The organism is Burkholderia territorii, assembly GCF_001718335.1.
Lineage (GTDB): Bacteria > Pseudomonadota > Gammaproteobacteria > Burkholderiales > Burkholderiaceae > Burkholderia > Burkholderia territorii.
In genome coordinates this window covers 2,155,472-2,171,819 of the sequence record NZ_CP013366.1, presented here as the reverse complement: position 1 = coordinate 2,171,819, position 16,348 = coordinate 2,155,472, and the positions used below count along the sequence as shown (strand labels likewise).

Here is a 16,348-nt window from a genome sequence, read left to right as displayed (position 1 = left end):
CATCGCGGCCTGGTCGGATCGCCCGTCGGAGCGCGGTGCCGCATTACAATGTCGGCCATGACGCAAACAGTGCTCCTCGCCATCGATACGTCGACCGAATACTGCTCGGTCGTGCTGCTGCGCTCGGTTCTCGCCGATGACGCCGCTTCCCCCCCGCAAACCTGGGTCCGCCACGAACTGACGGGCGCCGTGTCGAGCACGCGCGTGCTGCCGGCGATCCAGGAGCTTTTCGCCGAATCGGGGCTCGCATTTGCCGATTGCGACGCGATCGCGTTCGGCGCGGGCCCCGGCTCGTTCACCGGGCTGCGTACCGCGACCGGCATTACCCAGGGTCTCGCGTTCGGGCGCGGGCTGCCGGTCGTGCCGGTCAGCACGCTGCTCGCGTGCGCCGAGCATGCGCGGCTGCGCGCGCCCGGCACGACGCGCGTGCTGGCCGCGCTCGATGCGCGGATGGACGAAGCGTACTGGGCCGACTTCGCGTGGGACGACCACGCGGGCGACTGGCGCACGCTGCACCCGGCGTCGCTCGACGCGCCCGGTGCCGTCGGCGTGCCGGACGCGCCGTTTACGCTCGCGGGCAACGCGGCGGCCGCATTCGGCGCGCAACTGCCGGCCGCGGCTGCCGCGGCCGTGATCGACGGCGACGCGCTGCCGCATGCGCTGGCGGTCGCGCATGCCGCGCTGCGGGCATTCCGTGCCGGCCGTACCGTGCCGGCCGACCAGGCTGCGCCGGAGTACGTGCGCGACAAGGTTGCGCAGACCACCGCGGAACGCACCGCGGCGCGCGCCGCGCAGACGGGCGGAGCGAAAGGATGACAGGCGTATTGTTGAGCGATCGTTATCTGGCGCCGATGACGGATACCGATCTCGACGAAGTCGTCGCGATCGAGCAGGCGGCGTACGAATTCCCGTGGAGCCGCGGCAATTTCGAGGATTCGCTGCGCAACGGCTATTTCGGCGTGTGCCTGCGGCACGTGACGGGCACGCTCGTCGGCTATTGCGTGCTGATGCCGGTGATCGACGAGATGCACCTGTTGAACCTGTGCGTCGCGCCGGCCGCCCAGCAGTCGGGCGCGGGCCTCGCGCTGCTGCGCGAAGCGGTGCGGATCTCGCGCGCCGAACGGCTCGACGGCGTGCTGCTCGAGGTGCGGCCGTCGAATCCGCGCGCGATCCATCTGTACGAGCGCTTCGGCTTCGTGACGATCGGCCGGCGCAAGAACTACTATCCGGCGCGGCATCGCGGCAGGGAAGACGCGATCGTGATGCGTCTGACGCTGAACAAGGACGAAGGGGACGCGCATGGCGTGGGCTGAAGCAGCGCTCGAGGAAATGGGGCTCGCGCAAATATGGGTGCGGCGCGGGCAGCGTGAGCAACGCGAAGAAGCGGGTGCAGCGCCGGCGGCCGCATCCGACGCGCGGGCCGACGCGCACGCCGTTGCGACCGCAACGGTCGCGGCAACGCCTGGGACGGTCGCGGAGCAGCGTCGCGACGCGCAGCCGCCGGCGACGCGCGCGTCCACACGTGACGATACGCCGCCGGCCGGTGCAGCCGCGCGCGATGCGGGACCGGCAGGCGAAGCCCGATCGGTCGCAGGTGTCGCGAGCGATGGCGAGCGCGCGTCCACCCGGCCCGCGCCGGCCGCAGACGACATGCCGCCCGTCACCGAAGACGATTTCGCGTGGTTCGACGCGGCGCCGTCCGGCGCTCCGCTGCCGACGGCCGAATCGCGTCCCGCCGCAGAGCCAGTGGCGATGCTCGACTGGGATGCGCTGGCCGCCCGCGTTGCCGGCTGCACGAGCTGCCGCCTGTGCGAGAAGCGCACCAATACCGTATTCGGTGTCGGCGATCGTGAGGCGGACTGGATGCTGATCGGCGAAGCGCCCGGCGAGAACGAGGACAAGCAGGGCGAGCCGTTCGTCGGCCAGGCCGGCAAGCTGCTCGACAACATGCTGCAGTCGCTCGCGCTCAAGCGCGGCGAGAACGTCTACATCGCGAACGTGATCAAGTGCAGGCCGCCCGGCAACCGCAATCCGGAGCCGGACGAGGTCGCGCGCTGCGAGCCTTACCTGCAGCGCCAGGTCGCGCTCGTGAAGCCGAAGCTGATCGTCGCGCTCGGCCGCTTCGCCGCGCAGACGCTGCTGAAGACGGACGCCAGCATTGCGTCGCTGCGCGGCCGCGTGCACGCGTACGAAGGCGTGCCGGTCATCGTCACCTATCATCCTGCGTACCTGCTGCGCAGCCTGCAGGACAAATCGAAGGCGTGGGCCGACCTGTGCCTGGCGCGCGATACGTTCCGGCAGGCGGAGAGTGCCGACGCGATCGGGCCGGCCGGACAATGACGCGCGGCGCGGCGTTCGCGTTCGTCGATGCGCTGCACGATGCCGCGGTTCGCGATCTGGGCTGGCTTCTCGCGAGCCCGAGCCTGCTCACGGCGGCCCCCGGCGCGCCGCTTGCGCATCCGTGGACGGACGCGGTCGAGCGGGTGGCCGTCGAAGCATGGCTCGTCGCGCTCGACGCCGCGCCGCAGCCGCTGCACCGCGCGCTGGACGCGCTGCGGCCCGTGCGACTCGGCCGCTATGCCGAATGCCTGCTCGAATATTTCCTCACGCACGGGCCGTCGCTGCGGCTCGTCGCGGCCAATCTGCCGCTGCGCAGCAACGGCAAGACGCTCGGCGAAGTCGATTTTCTCGTGGATGCGCCCGGCGGGCAGCGTCTGCACTGGGAACTCGCGGTGAAGTGCTATCTATGCGCGCCAGTGGACGGCGACGCATCGCTCGCGGATTTCGTCGGGCCGAATCTCGTCGACCGCCTCGACCGCAAGCGCAGCCGCTTGCTCGACCATCAATTGCGGTTGAGCGATCGCCACGGGTTCGCATTGCTCGGATACGGCGCGCCGTCCGATGCACAGATGTTCATCAAGGGCTGGCTGTTCTATCCGCACGGCGTGCCGCCGGCGCCGGTGGCCGCCGAAATCGCGGCCGATCATCCGCGCGGTTTCTGGCTCACGCATGCGCAGTGGCCGGCGTGGGCGGCCGCGCAGCCCGACGGTGCAGCCTGGAACGTGCTGCCGCGGCTGGCGTGGCTCGCGCCTCGGCGGGTGGCAGCCGACGCCGCGCCCGAACCGCTGGCGCAGTCGCACGCGCTGCCGTCCGTATTGACGGCGCGCCAGGCGCCTGCGCTGATCGGCGTGCATCGGCAGGATGGAGACGGCGTATGGCGCGAGACGGCGCGCGGCTTCATCGTCCCGGACGACTGGCCGGCGCGTGCGCGGGCATTCGCCGCGCAGGACCATTGACGCCGCGTCGGCGGCGCTTACCACCAGCGATGGAAGTGATGGACGGGCCCGACGCCGTGGCCGACGTCGAGCTGGCCGCTCGCGGCGATCGCGCCGCTCAGATAGGCCTTCGCTTCGCGTACCGCGCACTCGAGATCAGGTTGTTGCGGTAGCAGCGCGGCGATCGCCGACGACAGCGTGCAGCCGGTGCCGTGCGTGTTGCTGACCGGCACCCGCGCGCCGTCGAACCGCACCGTATGCGCCGCGTCGACGAGCCAGTCGGGGCTCGCGGCCGCGTCGGGCAGGTGGCCGCCCTTCATCAGCACGGCGCGCGCACCGGTCTGCAACAGCGCACGGCCTTGCCGGACCATCTCGTCCTCGGTCGTCGCGGGCGCATCGCCGAGCAGGGCGGCCGCTTCGGGCAGGTTCGGCGTGACGACGGTCGCAAGCGGCAGCAGCATGTCGCGCAACGCGTCGACCGCATCGGGCGCGAGCAGCGCGTGCGAACTCTTCGAGATCATCACCGTATCGAGCACGACGAAGCGCGGTGCGTGACGCCGCAGCGCGACGGCCACCGCGTGCACGATCGCCGCGTTCGCGAGCATGCCGATCTTGACGGCGTCGATGCGGATGTCGTCGAACACCGCGTCGAGCTGCGCGGTCACGAACGCGGCGTCCGGCGCGTGCACGCCGGTCACGCCGCGCGTGTTTTGCGCGGTCAGCGCGGTGATCACGCTCGCGCCGTACGCACCGAGCGCGGAGAACGTCTTGAGGTCGGCCTGGATGCCCGCGCCGCCGCCCGAGTCGGAGCCGGCGATCGTCAGGACGTTGGGTATCGGGTGCGTCATGATGGCAAGGCGCCGGTTCGAAGACCGGCGCCGACGGACGAAAACGGGAAGTGTAGCGTCAGTGCCGCGATTCGCCGATCAGCGCGACCGAGTCGAACTGACGCTGGTTCGCCTGATGGCGGCGCATCACGAGCCACATCGTCAGGCAGACGAACGTGCCGAACAGCACGATCACGACGCCGACCGGCACGTCGAGCCAGACCAGCACCGCATACAGGCACAGCATCACGAGCACCGAGAGATTCTCGTTGAAATTCTGCACCGCGATCGAGTGGCCGGCCGACAGCAACACGTGGCCGCGATGCTGCAGCAGTGCGTTCATCGGAACCACGAAGTAGCCGGACAGCGCGCCGACGCAGATCAGGAAGATGTACGCGACGATCAGGTACGCCGGCAGGCGCAGGTGGCCGAAGTGCACGGCCCAGTGCGACGGGAACAGGTCGCGCGTGTAGAACGCCATCAGCATGACGGCGATGCCCATGACGATGCCGACCGGCAGCACCGTGAGCGACTTCTTCAGCGGGATCCGCGCGGCGGCGGCGATCGCGCCGCCTGCGACGCCGACCGCGACCACGGCCTGCAGGATCGCGCCTTCGGACAGCGACATGTTGAGCGAGACTTCGGCCCACTTCAGCACGATGAACTGCAGCGTCGCGCCCGCGCCCCAGAACAGCGTCGTGACCGCGAGCGAAATCTGCCCGAGCTTGTCGCGCCAGAGCACCATGAAACAGTCGGCGAAGTCGGTGAGAAGCTTGACCGGGCCGCGCTCCTGCTTCGGGTAGCGCGCGCCCGTATCGGGGATCCGCAGGTTGAAGATGGCGGCGACCACGTAGATCGCCATGATGATCACCATCGCCGCTTCGGCGGGCGTGGCGATCCACGCTGGCGTGTGCGCGATCACGTGCGACGCGATGTGCGGACTGATCAGGGCACCGCCGAGCACGGTGCCGAGGATGATGGAGCTGACGGTCGTGCCTTCGATCCAGCCGTTCGCGGCGACAAGCCTGTCGGCCGGCAGCAGCTCGGTCAGAATGCCGTATTTCGCGGGCGAATACGCGGCGGCGCCGAACCCGACGATTCCGTACGCGATCAGCGGATGGGCGCCGAACAGCATGATCATGCAGCCGACCACCTTGATCGAGTTGGTGATGAACATCACGCGGCCCTTCGGGCGTGAATCGGCGAACGCACCGACATAGGCCGCCAGCACCACGTAGGACAACACGAAGAACAGCTTGAGCAGCGGTGTCATCCAGTTGGGGGCGTGGAGGTCTTTCAGCAGGGCGATGGCGGCGATGAGAAGCGCATTGTCGGCCAACGACGAGAAAAACTGCGCGGCCATGATGGTGTAAAAACCTTTTTTCATCTGATGCGATGCTTTCGTCGCTGCGGCAGGGCCGCGTAGGCCGCCTGGTATGCGATCGGCTTATTCCGTTCGAAATGGGTTGTGCGCACGGCTTTATAACACGAAAATACGGCAATTCGGACTAGCAAGATTCCCCGATCGTTCCGCAAATTGTCGGCTTCGGTGCTCAAAAGGCGCGGTAAGCTGATGATTCGCAAGCGTCTTTACGTAAATTTCCCATGCCGCGCCCGATCTCCGCCACCATCCATACCGCTGCTCTCGCGAACAATCTCTCCGTCGTCCGCCGATATGCCGGCCCCTCCAAGGTCTGGGCGGTCGTCAAGGCCAACGCGTACGGCCACGGTCTCGCGCGCGTGTTTCCCGGCCTGCGCGGCACCGACGGCTTCGGCCTGCTCGACCTCGACGAGGCCGTGAAGCTGCGCGAGCTCGGCTGGGCCGGCCCGATACTGCTGCTCGAAGGGTTCTTTCGCTCGACCGACATCGACGTGATCGACCGCTACAGCCTGACGACCACCGTCCACAACGACGAGCAGATGCGGATGCTGGAGACGGCGCGGTTGTCCAAGCCCGTCAACGTGCAGCTCAAGATGAACAGCGGGATGAACCGGCTCGGCTACGTGCCCGAGAAATACCGCGCCGCGTGGGAACGCGCCCGTGCGTGCCCCGGCATCGGCCAGATCACGTTGATGACCCATTTTTCGGATGCCGACAACGAGCGCGGCGTGGCCGAGCAGCTCGCGACGTTCGAGCGCGGTGCGGAAAACATTGCCGGTGCCCGCAGTCTCGCGAATTCGGCGGCGGTGCTGTGGCATCCGGATACGCATTTCGACTGGGTGCGGCCCGGGATCGTGCTGTACGGCGCATCGCCGTCGGGGCAGTCGGCCGATATTGCCGATACCGGATTGAAGCCCGCGATGACGCTCGCGTCCGAGCTGATCGCCGTGCAGACGATCGGGAAGGGGCAGGCGATCGGCTACGGCTCGACGTTCTCCGCGCCGGCGCCGATGCGCATCGGCGTCGTCGCGTGCGGCTATGCGGACGGCTATCCGCGCGTCGCGCCCGAAGGCACGCCGGTGATCGTCGACGGGATCCGCACGCGGATCGTCGGCCGCGTGTCGATGGACATGATTACCGTCGACCTGACGCCGTGCCCGCAAGCCGGCGTCGGCGCGCGGGTCGAGCTGTGGGGCAACGCACTGCCGATCGACGACGTCGCGCGCCATTGCGGGACGATCGGCTATGAACTGATGTGCGCGGTCGCGAGCCGCGTACCGGTGCGCGCGGAATAAGGGCAGCACGCGTGGCCAAACAGAAAACCGTCTACGTCTGCAGCGAGTGCGGCGGACAAACCCCGAAGTGGCAGGGGCAATGCCCGTCGTGCCAGGCCTGGAACACGCTCGTCGAATCGGTCGCCGAGTCGCCCGCCGCGCATCGCTTCCAGTCGCTCGCGAAGCGCGCGCCCGTGCAGCGGCTCGTCGACATCGAGGCGGCCGACGTGCCGCGCTTCTCCACCGGCATCGGCGAATTCGACCGCGTGCTGGGCGGCGGGTTGGTGCCGGGCGGCGTCGTGCTGATTGGCGGCGATCCGGGCATTGGCAAGTCGACGCTGTTGCTGCAGTCGCTCGCGGACATCGCCAGCGAGCGTCGCGCGCTCTATATCAGCGGCGAGGAATCGGCCGCGCAGATCGCGTTGCGCGCGCAACGGCTCGCGCTGCTCGACGGCGGCGCGCCCGCGGCCGAGCTGAAGCTGCTCGCCGAGATCCAGCTCGAGAAGATCCAGGCCGCGATCGACGCGGAACGGCCGGACGTCGCCGTCATCGACTCGATCCAGACCGTCTATTCCGAAGCCCTGACGTCGGCGCCCGGTTCGGTGGCACAGGTGCGCGAGTGTGCGGCGCAGCTCACGCGCATCGCGAAGCAGTCCGGCACGGCGATCATCATGGTCGGGCACGTGACGAAGGAGGGCAACCTCGCCGGCCCGCGCGTGCTCGAGCACATCGTCGACACGGTGCTGTACTTCGAAGGCGATACCCATTCGTCGTTCCGGCTCGTGCGCGCGTTCAAGAACCGCTTCGGCGCGGTCAACGAGCTCGGCGTGTTCGCGATGACCGAGCGTGGGCTGCGCGGTGTCGCGAATCCGTCCGCGTTGTTCCTGTCGCAGCACGAACAGGTCGTGCCCGGTTCCTGCGTGCTCGTCACGCAGGAGGGCACGCGCCCGCTGCTCGTCGAAATCCAGGCGCTCGTCGATACGGCTCACGTGCCGAACCCGCGCCGGCTCGCGGTCGGCCTCGAACAGAACCGGCTCGCGATGCTGCTCGCGGTGCTGCACCGGCACGCGGGCATCGCGTGTTTCGACCAGGACGTATTCCTGAACGCGGTGGGCGGCGTGAAGATCACCGAACCGGCCGCCGACCTCGCGGTGCTGCTCGCGATCCATTCGTCGATGCGCAACAAGGCGCTGCCGAAGGGCCTGATCGTATTCGGCGAAGTCGGGCTGGCGGGCGAGATCCGGCCGTCCCCGCGCGGTCAGGAGCGGCTGCGCGAGGCGGCGAAGCTCGGTTTCACGGCGGCGCTGATTCCGAAGGCGAACGCGCCGAAACAGCCGATCGAAGGGCTGAACGTGATGGCCGTCGAGCGCATCGAGCAGGCGATCGACCGCGTGCGCGATCTCGAATGATCGTGCGCGCCGGCCGGCCGCGATCTGTCGCGTAATTCGTTGTAAAGAATATGTAGGCTGATGTAACCCGCCGGACATCGCTTTTCCCTATCCTTGGGCGGATTGTCGAACCGCGCAATGCGAAGGGAACCTATGTTCAAACAGTATGGGGAAACGTCGGGCGGACGCAGTTACAACCTGCGCGGCTGCCGCGTGTCGGAGCCGATCGTTCAGCCGTGGGGCGGTGGATGCCGGATCGTCGAGTGGATCGACGACGAAGGGCGCCTGGCACGCCGGGTCGTGTCGGAAGACGTGACGGAGGCGGAGGTCGCTGCGGCGATCCGCCGGCCGACCGAAGGGCGGCGCCATCTGATGGGCGACGACGAGCAGATGCCGCGCGATACGTTGCCACGGCGTTGAACGGGCGGCGGCGCCGGCGGGCAGTTGATGCGACGACGGCGAACGCGACAATGACGACAAGGCCGGGCCAGGGTGCCCGGCCTTGTCGTTTCCGAGCCAGGCGCAGCCGGGGCGGTGCGTCGCGCGCTCACCCAGCCCGGCGATGCCGCGCGTGGCCGATGCAACGATCGGCCGACGGCGCCCGGGGCAGCGTTCAGCCGATCTGCTCGAGTTCTTCCTGCGCTGCGAGCCAGTCCGCCTCGACCGTCTCGAGCCGGGTATTGACCTCGCCGAGCTTGCGGATCGCGTCGGTCAGTTCCGTCTTGCGCGCGGCCTCGTAGCTCGATGGATCGGCCACGAACGCGTCGAGGCGCGCCTTCTCCGCGTGCAGCGTTTCCATTTCCTTTTCGAGTTTCGTGATGCGGTTCTGCAGCGGCTTCTTCAACTGCGACAGCCGCTGGCGCTCCTCGGCCGCCTGACGTTTCTGATCCTTGCGATTGACGCCCGGATCCGCGCCCGCTGCCGCCGCGCTGTCGGCCTTCGCGGCCGCGCGCTGCTCTGCCGCATGCTGCAGCAGCCAATCGCGGTAATCGTCGAGGTCGCCATCGAACGGCTGCAGACGGTGCTTCGCGACGAGCATGAACTGGTCGGTGGTCGCGCGCAGCAAGTGGCGATCGTGCGAGACGAGGATCAGCGTGCCTTCGAACTGCGCGAGCGCCATCGTCAGCGCGTGACGCGTTTCGAGGTCCAGGTGGTTGGTCGGTTCGTCGAGCAGCAGCAGGTTCGGCTTCTGCCAGATGATCAGCGCGAGTGCGAGCCGCGCTTTTTCGCCGCCCGAGAACGGGCCGACCGGGCTCGTCGCCATATCGCCCGAGAAATTGAAGCCGCCGAGGAAATCGCGCAGCTCCTGCTCTCGCGTATCGGGGGCGAGCCGTGCAAGATGCGCGAGCGGCGAATCGTCCTCGCGCAGCGTTTCGAGCTGGTGCTGCGCGAAATAGCCGATCGTCAGCCCCTTGCCGTCGCGCACCTGGCCCGACAGCGGCGCGAGCGTGCCGGCCAGCGTCTTGATCAGCGTCGACTTGCCCTGGCCGTTCGCGCCCAGCAGGCCGATGCGCTGGCCGTTCTGGATCGACAGCGTCACGCGTTCGACGATGGGAATCTCGCCGCCGTCGTCGGCGTGGTAGCCGCAGCGGACATCCTCCATCACCATCATCGGATTCGGCGCGGCGTCGGGTGTGCGGAACTCGAAGGTGAACGGCGAGGCGATGTGCGCGGGCGCGATCAGCTCCATCTTCTCGAGCGCCTTCATCCGGCTTTGCGCCTGCTTGGCCTTGGTCGCCTTGGCCTTGAAGCGGTCGACGAAGCTCTGCAGGTGCTCGATCGTTTTCTGCTGCTTTTCGTATGCGCTTTGCTGCAGCGCCAGTTGTTGCGCGCGCAGCACTTCGAACTGCGAGTAATTGCCGCCGTAGCGCTTCACCTGGCGATTTTCCAGATGCAGCGTGACGTTGCAAATCGAGTCGAGAAATTCGCGGTCGTGCGAGATCACGACGAGCGTGCCGGCGTAGCGGTGCAGCCAGTCCTCGAGCCAGACGATCGCATCGAGGTCGAGGTGGTTGGTCGGTTCGTCGAGCAGCAGCAGGTCGGAGCGGCACATCAGCGCCTGCGCGAGGTTCAGCCGCATGCGCCAGCCGCCGGAGAAACTGGCGACCGATTCGCGCGTCTGCGCGAGCGTGAAGCCGAGGCCGAGCAGCAGCGCTTCGGCGCGCGCGGGTGCGGTATAGCCGTCGGCGTCGGCGAAGGCCGCATGCGCGTCGGCTTCGGCGGCGCCGTCATGCGCGGCCGAGGCGGCGGCGATCCGCGCCTCGATCTCGCGCAGCGCGGTGTCGCCGTCGAGCGTGTAGTCGAGCGCGGAACGGTCGACGGCAGGCGTTTCCTGCGACACGTGCGCGATCCGCCACGACGGCGGCATCGCGAAATCACCGGCGTCGGAATGCAGCTCGCCGCGCAGGACCGAGAACAGCGTCGATTTGCCGGCGCCGTTCGCGCCGATCAGGCCGGCCTTTTCGCCGGGATTGAGCACGAACGAGGCTGACTCGAACAGCGGCTTGGTGCCGCGCGCAAGGCTGAACTGATTGAAACGGATCACGGCGGGAATGACTGACCAAAACCGCTATTCTAGACTGCACGCGCGTCGCCCCGGATATCGGCCGTTCGGCAGGTGCCGCAACGGCGCGATTTGGCCTAGACTCCACGTCGATCCGGTTTCGTAAAAGGAGTGCCCGATGTCCACCCTGTATTCGTTCAGCGCAGAGACGCTCGCCGGTCAGCCGGCGTCGCTCGATGCGTACCGCGGCAAGGTGCTGCTGATCGTCAATACTGCGAGCGAGTGCGGTTTCACGCCGCAGTATGCGGGCCTGCAGAAGCTGTACGACCAGTACGCGGCGCGCGGTTTCTTCGTGCTCGGCTTCCCGTGCAACCAGTTCGGCAAGCAGGAGCCGGGCGACGCCTCGCAGATCGGCGCGTTCTGCGAGCGCAACTACGGCGTCACGTTCCCGATGTTCGCGAAGATCGACGTGAAGGGCGACCACGCGCATCCGCTGTACCGCTACCTGACCGACGAGGCGCCCGGCATCCTCGGCCTGAAGGCGATCAAGTGGAATTTCACGAAATTCCTGATCGACCGTGACGGGCGGATCGTCAAGCGCTACGCGCCGTCGACCAAGCCCGAGGAAATCGCCGCGGATATCGAGAAGCTGTTGTAACGCGTCGCAGCCGGGCGGGCCGTCCGTCCGGACCGAACGGGCAGTGGCTACGGCGGCGAGCCGAGCGCCGCGAAAGCGTGTGCCGCTTCCGTGCGGCGCGCGTCGGGCGCTCGCTCGGCTGCTACAGGATCGGTGCGAACAGGCGCGCGACGTGCATCGCGATGCGCCGCCACGCGGGCGAGTGCCGATATTCGTTCGCATCGACTTCGTAGGCTTGCGCGAAATCGGCGTCGAGCATGGCCTCGACCTCGTCGGCAAACGCGCGATCGACGGTCAGCACCATGATTTCGAAGTTGAGCCGGAACGAGCGGTTGTCCAGATTCGCGCTGCCGATCGCGGCGGCGACGCGGTCGATCAGCACGACCTTCTGGTGCAGGAATCCGGGCCGGTAGCGGAACACCTTGACGCCCGCGTCGACGAGATCACGCGCATAGAGCTTCGACGCCTCGAACACGACGTAGTGGTCGCGCCGGCTCGGGATCAGGATGCGCACGTCGACGCCGCGCATCACCGCCAGCTTCAGCGCGGCGATCACCGCTTCGTCGGGTATCAGATACGGCGTCGTGATCCACACGCGTTCGCGCGCGGCGTTGATCGCCTCGACGAAGAACAGCGAGCCGGTTTCCTGTTTGTCGGCCGGCCCCATCGGCACGGCGAGGCAATGCATCGCGTCGTCGGGCAGCGCCTGCGGCGGTGCTGCGAGCGGCGGCAGCGTCTGCGTGGCCCAGTGCCAGTCTTCGGCAAACACGTACTGAATGCTGGCGACCACCGGCCCGCGGATCTCGATATGCGTGTCGCGCCATGGCGACAGGCGACGGTTCGCGCCGAGGTATTCGACGCCGACGTTGTGGCCGCCGACGAATGCGCGATTGCCGTCGACGACGACGATCTTGCGATGGTTGCGGAAGTTGAGCTGGAAGCGGTTGACGAACTTGCGGTGGGTTGCGAACGGATGGACCTCGACGCCGCCGCGGCGCAGCGTGTCGACGTAGCTGTGCGGCAGGTCGAAGCTGCCGATGCTGTCGTACAGCACGTAGCAGCGCACACCGGCCGCCGCGCGGGCGAGCAGTGCGTCGCGCAGCATCTGGCCCAGCGCGTCGTCGCGCACGATGAAGAACTGGACGATCACGTAATCACGTGCGGTGTCGATCGCCGACAGGATCGCCGAGAAGGTCGCATCGCCGTTCACAAGCGTGCGCACCGCGTTGCCACCGACGAACGGCATTCCGCCCAGCCGTGTGAGCGCGAGCATGGCGGCGCGGCCGATCGCGTCGGCGGCCGGCCCGTCGGTTGCGTCCGCATCGGTCCACGGCGCGAGCGGCGTGTGCGTGCGTAGCGCCTCCATCTCGTGGCGCCGTGCGTCGACGTAGCCGGAGAACTTGCTGCGGCCGAGGAACAGATACGGAATGAGCGTCAGGTACGGCATCGCGGCGAGCGACACGGCCCACGCGATCGCGCCTTGCGACGTGCGCGTGTTCATGATCGCATGACACGCCCCGATGATCCCGAGCACGTGGATGGCCAGGATCAGGGTGCCGAGATGTAGCCAGTCGAGGGTCATGGGCGCGTGACGGACTCCTGAAGTCGTGCGGCGCGACGGCCGCTTACGCGCATCTTACCCAACCGTGCGGGACAACGGTGTGCCGTACCCCACGGTTGGATCGCGGCGTGTCGTCAGGCTTTGCGCGGCAGGTCCGATGCCTGGATCAGGAACACGGCGTCGTCGCCCGCGCTGGTGGGCAGCCACGTGAGCTCGAGGCCGCCGAACGCGGCCTCGACGTGCTCGCGCTCGTTGCCGATCTCGACCACGAGCACGCCGTCGTCGTGCAGCCACTTGTGCGCTTCGGCGACGATGCGCCGCACGATGTCCATGCCGTCGTCGCCGCCCGCGAGCGCCATCTCGGGCTCGTGCCGGTATTCGGGCGGCAGCGCGGCCATCGACGAAGCGTTCACGTACGGCGGGTTCGTCAGGATCACGTCGTAGCGCGAGTCGGGATCGGTCCGGAACGCGGGCAGCGGTGCGTAGAGGTCGCCGCGGTAGAGCCCGATGCGGTCTTCGAGGCCGTAGTCGCGCACGTTGATTTCCGCGACTTCGAGTGCCTTGTCCGACAGGTCGACCGCGTCGATCTCGGCGTTCGGGAATGCGCTCGCCGCGAGGATCGAGAGGCAGCCGGAGCCGGTGCACAGCTCGAGCACCGCGCCGACCTGCTCGGGATCGGCGACGTACGGCTGCAGCCCGTCGTCGAGCAGTTCGCCGATGAACGAGCGCGGCACGATCACGCGTTCGTCGACGTAGAAGCGGTGACCATGCATCCATGCTTCATGCGTGAGGTACGCGGCCGGCACGCGATCGGTCGCGCGTCGCTCGATCACCGCGAGTACGGCCGCGATTTCGTCGGGCAAGAGGCGCGCGTCGAGGAACGGCTCAAGCGTATCGAGCGGCAGGTCGAGCGTATGCAGCACGAGGTAGGCGGCTTCGTCGTACGCGTTGTCCGAGCCGTGGCCGAACGAGAGTTTCGCCTTCGAGAAGCGCGTGACCGCATAGCGCAGCAGGTCGCGAACGGTTGCAAAAGGTGTCGTCATGCGGGGCTCCGTCAGGCAATCAGTTGTTCGAGCACGCGCCGGTACACGTTCTTTAGCGGGTCGACGAAGCGCACGTCGATGTGTTCGTCGATCTTGTGGATGCTGCCGTTCGGCGGGCCGAATTCGATCACCTGCGGGCAGATGCGCGCGATGAAGCGGCCGTCGGACGTGCCGCCCGTCGTCGACAGTTCGGTCGTGAGGCCCGTTTCGGCGCGGATCGCGTTCTCGAGCGCGTTCGACAGCTCGCCGCGCGGCGTGAGGAACGGCAGGCCGCTCACCGACCACTTCAGCGTGTACTCGAGGCCATGCTTGTCGAGGATCGCGTGCACGCGGGCCTGCAGGCCCTCGACCGTGCTGGCCGTCGAAAAGCGGAAGTTGAACATCAGATCCGCGTGGCCGGGGATCACGTTGGTCGCGCCGGTGCCTGCGTGCAGGTTCGACACCTGCCAGGTGGTCGGCGGGAAGTATTCGTTGCCTTCGTCCCACTGTTCGGCGGCCAGCTCCGCGAGCGCCGGCGCGAGCAGGTGGATCGGGTTCCTCGCGAGGTGCGGATAGGCGATGTGGCCTTGCACGCCCTTGACGATCAGCTCGCCCGACATCGAGCCGCGGCGGCCGTTCTTCACGACGTCGCCGAGTTCGGTGGTCGACGTCGGCTCGCCGACGATGCAGTAATCGAGACGCTCGCCGCGTGCTTCGAGCAGCTCGACGACCTTCACGGTACCGTCGGTGGCCGGGCCTTCCTCGTCGCTCGTGATCAGGAACGCGATCGCACCGCGGTGGCCGGGGTGCGCCGCGACGAATTCCTCGGAGGCGACGACGAACGCCGCGAGCGACGTCTTCATGTCGGCCGCGCCGCGGCCATACAACTTGCCGTCGCGATGCGCGGGAACGAACGGCGGAGAGGTCCATTGCTCGAGCGGGCCGGTCGGCACGACGTCGGTGTGGCCCGCGAACGCGAGCAGCTTGCCGTCGCGGCCGTCGGTGCCGCGCTTGACGGCCCACAGGTTGGTCACGCCCTGCGACGCGATGGTCTCGCATTCGAAGCCGAGCGCGGCGAGGCGCTCGGTCATGATCTGCTGGCAGTGCTGGTCGTCGGGCGTGACGGACGCGCGGGCGATCAGCTGTTCGGTAAGGGCTAGGGTGGCGGACATGGTTCGGACCACTTTCGATAAAAAATGCCGGCGCGGTGGCCGGCAGCGATGGGGCGTCGTGCAGCGCCAAGCGCCGCGCGGGCGGCCCTATGCGGCAAACAGCGCCGCGTACTGATCGGCGGCGAAGCCGAGCGATTTCACGCGGCCGTTGATGACGAGCACGGGGCGCTTGATGACCGACGGCTTGTGGATCATCAGCGCGACCGCGCCGGACTTCGTTTCCGCGGCTGCCTTCATGGCGTCGTCCAGGCCGCGCCACGTCGTGCCGCGCTTGTTCACGAGCGCGTCGAGCGACACGTCCTTCAGCCAGTCTTCGACGAGCGGTGCGCTGACGCCGAGCTTCTTGAAGTCGTGGAACTCGAACTCGACGCCGTGATCGTCGAGCCACACGCGGGCCTTCTTCACGGTGTCGCAGTTCGGAATGCCGTAGACGACCACGGTGCGCGGCTTGGCCATCAGTCGCCTCGCAGCAGCTCGTTCAGGCCGACCTTCGCGCGGGTCTTCGCGTCGACCTTCTTCACGATCACCGCGCAATACAGGCTGTGCGAGCCGTCCTTCGACGGCAGGTTGCCGGCGACGACGACCGAGCCGGCCGGAATGCGGCCGTAGCTGACTTCACCCGTTTCGCGATCGTAGATCTTCGTGCTCTGGCCGAGGTACACGCCCATCGAGATCACCGAGTTCTCCTCGACGATCACGCCTTCGACGACTTCCGAGCGCGCGCCGATGAAGCAGTTGTCTTCGATGATGACGGGGTTCGCCTGCAGCGGCTCGAGCACGCCGCCGATGCCGACGCCGCCCGACAGGTGCACGTTCTTGCCGATCTGCGCGCACGAGCCGACGGTCGCCCACGTGTCGACCATCGTGCCTTCGTCGACGTACGCGCCGATGTTGGTGTACGACGGCATCAGCACGACGTTCTTCGCGATGAACGAGCCGCGGCGTGCGATGGCCGGCGGCACGACGCGGAAGCCGCCCGCGGCGAAGTCTTCGGCCGTGTAGTTCGCGAACTTCGACGGCACCTTGTCGTAGAACTGCGAGTAGCCGCCAGCCGGCATCGGTGCGTTGTCCTCCAGGCGGAACGACAGCAGCACGGCCTTCTTCAGCCACTGGTGGACCGTCCAGTTGCCGTCGATCTTCTCGGCGACGCGCAGCGCGCCCTTGTCGAGTTGCTCGATCGCGTGAGCGACGGCTTCGCGGACGTCGGCGGGCGCGGCCTTCGGCGACAGCTCGGCGCGGTTTTCCCAGGCGGTGTCGATGATTTGCTGAAGTTGTTGCGACATGTTCGTTTTCGCAGGAGATGAATGG

At 67.8% G+C, this 16,348-nt stretch carries 16 protein-coding genes; 8 read left to right on the top strand and 8 right to left on the bottom strand.

Features of this window, described 5'->3' with window-relative positions:
• Window positions 1–48 precede the first annotated feature (48 nt).
• From tsaB to WS51_RS20565, 4 genes are read left to right on the top strand one after another with little or no spacing between them, the layout of a single operon-like run.
• Entirely contained in the window at window positions 49–816 is a 768-nt protein-coding gene (gene tsaB / locus WS51_RS20580; RefSeq protein ID WP_069229712.1) for a tRNA (adenosine(37)-N6)-threonylcarbamoyltransferase complex dimerization subunit type 1 TsaB, read from the top strand.
• Window positions 813–1,313 (top strand): ribosomal protein S18-alanine N-acetyltransferase, encoded by a 501-nt coding sequence (gene rimI, locus WS51_RS20575; RefSeq protein WP_059448359.1) that lies wholly within the window; start codon window positions 813–815, stop codon window positions 1,311–1,313. The genes tsaB and rimI overlap by 4 nt, the downstream gene beginning before the upstream one ends.
• On the top strand, window positions 1,300–2,340 hold the full coding sequence (locus WS51_RS20570) for a uracil-DNA glycosylase (RefSeq protein ID WP_069229711.1): 1,041 nt from the start codon (window positions 1,300–1,302) through the stop codon (window positions 2,338–2,340). The genes rimI and WS51_RS20570 overlap by 14 nt, the downstream gene beginning before the upstream one ends.
• Entirely contained in the window at window positions 2,337–3,296 is a 960-nt protein-coding gene (locus WS51_RS20565) for a DUF1853 family protein (protein WP_069229710.1), read from the top strand. Before WS51_RS20570 ends, WS51_RS20565 begins: the two co-directional genes overlap by 4 nt.
• A 17-nt stretch (window positions 3,297–3,313) precedes the next feature.
• On the opposite strand, the gene thiD is transcribed toward WS51_RS20565, so the two are convergent.
• Together thiD and lplT are read right to left on the bottom strand one after the other, a co-directional pair.
• Window positions 3,314–4,123, bottom strand: coding sequence for a bifunctional hydroxymethylpyrimidine kinase/phosphomethylpyrimidine kinase (gene thiD, locus WS51_RS20560; RefSeq protein WP_069229709.1), 810 nt, complete (start codon window positions 4,121–4,123; stop codon window positions 3,314–3,316).
• 58 nt (window positions 4,124–4,181) lie between these two features.
• Window positions 4,182–5,489 (bottom strand): lysophospholipid transporter LplT, encoded by a 1,308-nt coding sequence (gene lplT, locus WS51_RS20555; protein ID WP_059846072.1) that lies wholly within the window; start codon window positions 5,487–5,489, stop codon window positions 4,182–4,184.
• Between the two features lie 218 nt (window positions 5,490–5,707).
• Between lplT and alr the strand changes: the two genes are divergently transcribed.
• The 3 genes from alr to WS51_RS20540 all read left to right on the top strand — a co-directional run bounded on the left by alr (window position 5,708) and on the right by WS51_RS20540 (window position 8,565).
• Complete coding sequence (alr, locus tag WS51_RS20550; RefSeq protein WP_059448354.1) at window positions 5,708–6,778, top strand: alanine racemase; 1,071 nt, start codon at window positions 5,708–5,710, stop codon at window positions 6,776–6,778.
• 11 nt (window positions 6,779–6,789) lie between these two features.
• On the top strand, window positions 6,790–8,166 hold the full coding sequence (gene radA / locus WS51_RS20545) for a DNA repair protein RadA (protein WP_044847946.1): 1,377 nt from the start codon (window positions 6,790–6,792) through the stop codon (window positions 8,164–8,166).
• Window positions 8,167–8,298: 132 nt separating this feature from the next.
• Window positions 8,299–8,565, top strand: a complete 267-nt coding sequence (locus WS51_RS20540; RefSeq protein WP_059770265.1) for a DUF2866 domain-containing protein — start codon at window positions 8,299–8,301, stop codon at window positions 8,563–8,565.
• Between the two features lie 193 nt (window positions 8,566–8,758).
• On the opposite strand, the gene WS51_RS20535 is transcribed toward WS51_RS20540, so the two are convergent.
• On the bottom strand, window positions 8,759–10,690 hold the full coding sequence (locus WS51_RS20535; protein WP_059448352.1) for an ATP-binding cassette domain-containing protein: 1,932 nt from the start codon (window positions 10,688–10,690) through the stop codon (window positions 8,759–8,761).
• Window positions 10,691–10,826: 136 nt separating this feature from the next.
• Here WS51_RS20535 and WS51_RS20530 point away from each other — a divergent pair, with 136 nt between their 5' ends.
• Window positions 10,827–11,306 (top strand): glutathione peroxidase, encoded by a 480-nt coding sequence (locus WS51_RS20530; RefSeq protein ID WP_059503294.1) that lies wholly within the window; start codon window positions 10,827–10,829, stop codon window positions 11,304–11,306.
• A gap of 121 nt (window positions 11,307–11,427) precedes the next feature.
• Here the strand turns inward: WS51_RS20530 and cls are convergent, their stop codons facing one another.
• From cls to dapD, 5 genes are all read right to left on the bottom strand, one after another.
• Entirely contained in the window at window positions 11,428–12,867 is a 1,440-nt protein-coding gene (gene cls / locus WS51_RS20525; RefSeq protein ID WP_059798136.1) for a cardiolipin synthase, read from the bottom strand.
• A gap of 113 nt (window positions 12,868–12,980) precedes the next feature.
• The gene (prmB, locus tag WS51_RS20520; RefSeq protein WP_069229708.1) at window positions 12,981–13,889 is read right to left on the bottom strand and encodes a 50S ribosomal protein L3 N(5)-glutamine methyltransferase; all 909 of its coding nucleotides are present in this window, start codon (window positions 13,887–13,889) and stop codon (window positions 12,981–12,983) included.
• Between the two features lie 11 nt (window positions 13,890–13,900).
• Window positions 13,901–15,040 carry a succinyl-diaminopimelate desuccinylase gene (dapE, locus tag WS51_RS20515; protein WP_069229707.1) on the bottom strand — a complete coding sequence of 380 codons (1,140 nt, stop codon included), beginning with the start codon at window positions 15,038–15,040 and terminating at the stop codon, window positions 13,901–13,903.
• 87 nt (window positions 15,041–15,127) lie between these two features.
• Window positions 15,128–15,496, bottom strand: a complete 369-nt coding sequence (locus tag WS51_RS20510; RefSeq protein ID WP_059448347.1) for an ArsC family reductase — start codon at window positions 15,494–15,496, stop codon at window positions 15,128–15,130.
• Window positions 15,496–16,323: a 2,3,4,5-tetrahydropyridine-2,6-dicarboxylate N-succinyltransferase gene (gene dapD / locus WS51_RS20505; protein ID WP_006478479.1), complete on the bottom strand. Its 828-nt coding sequence runs from the start codon at window positions 16,321–16,323 to the stop codon at window positions 15,496–15,498. The genes WS51_RS20510 and dapD overlap by 1 nt, the downstream gene beginning before the upstream one ends.
• Window positions 16,324–16,348 lie beyond the last annotated feature (25 nt).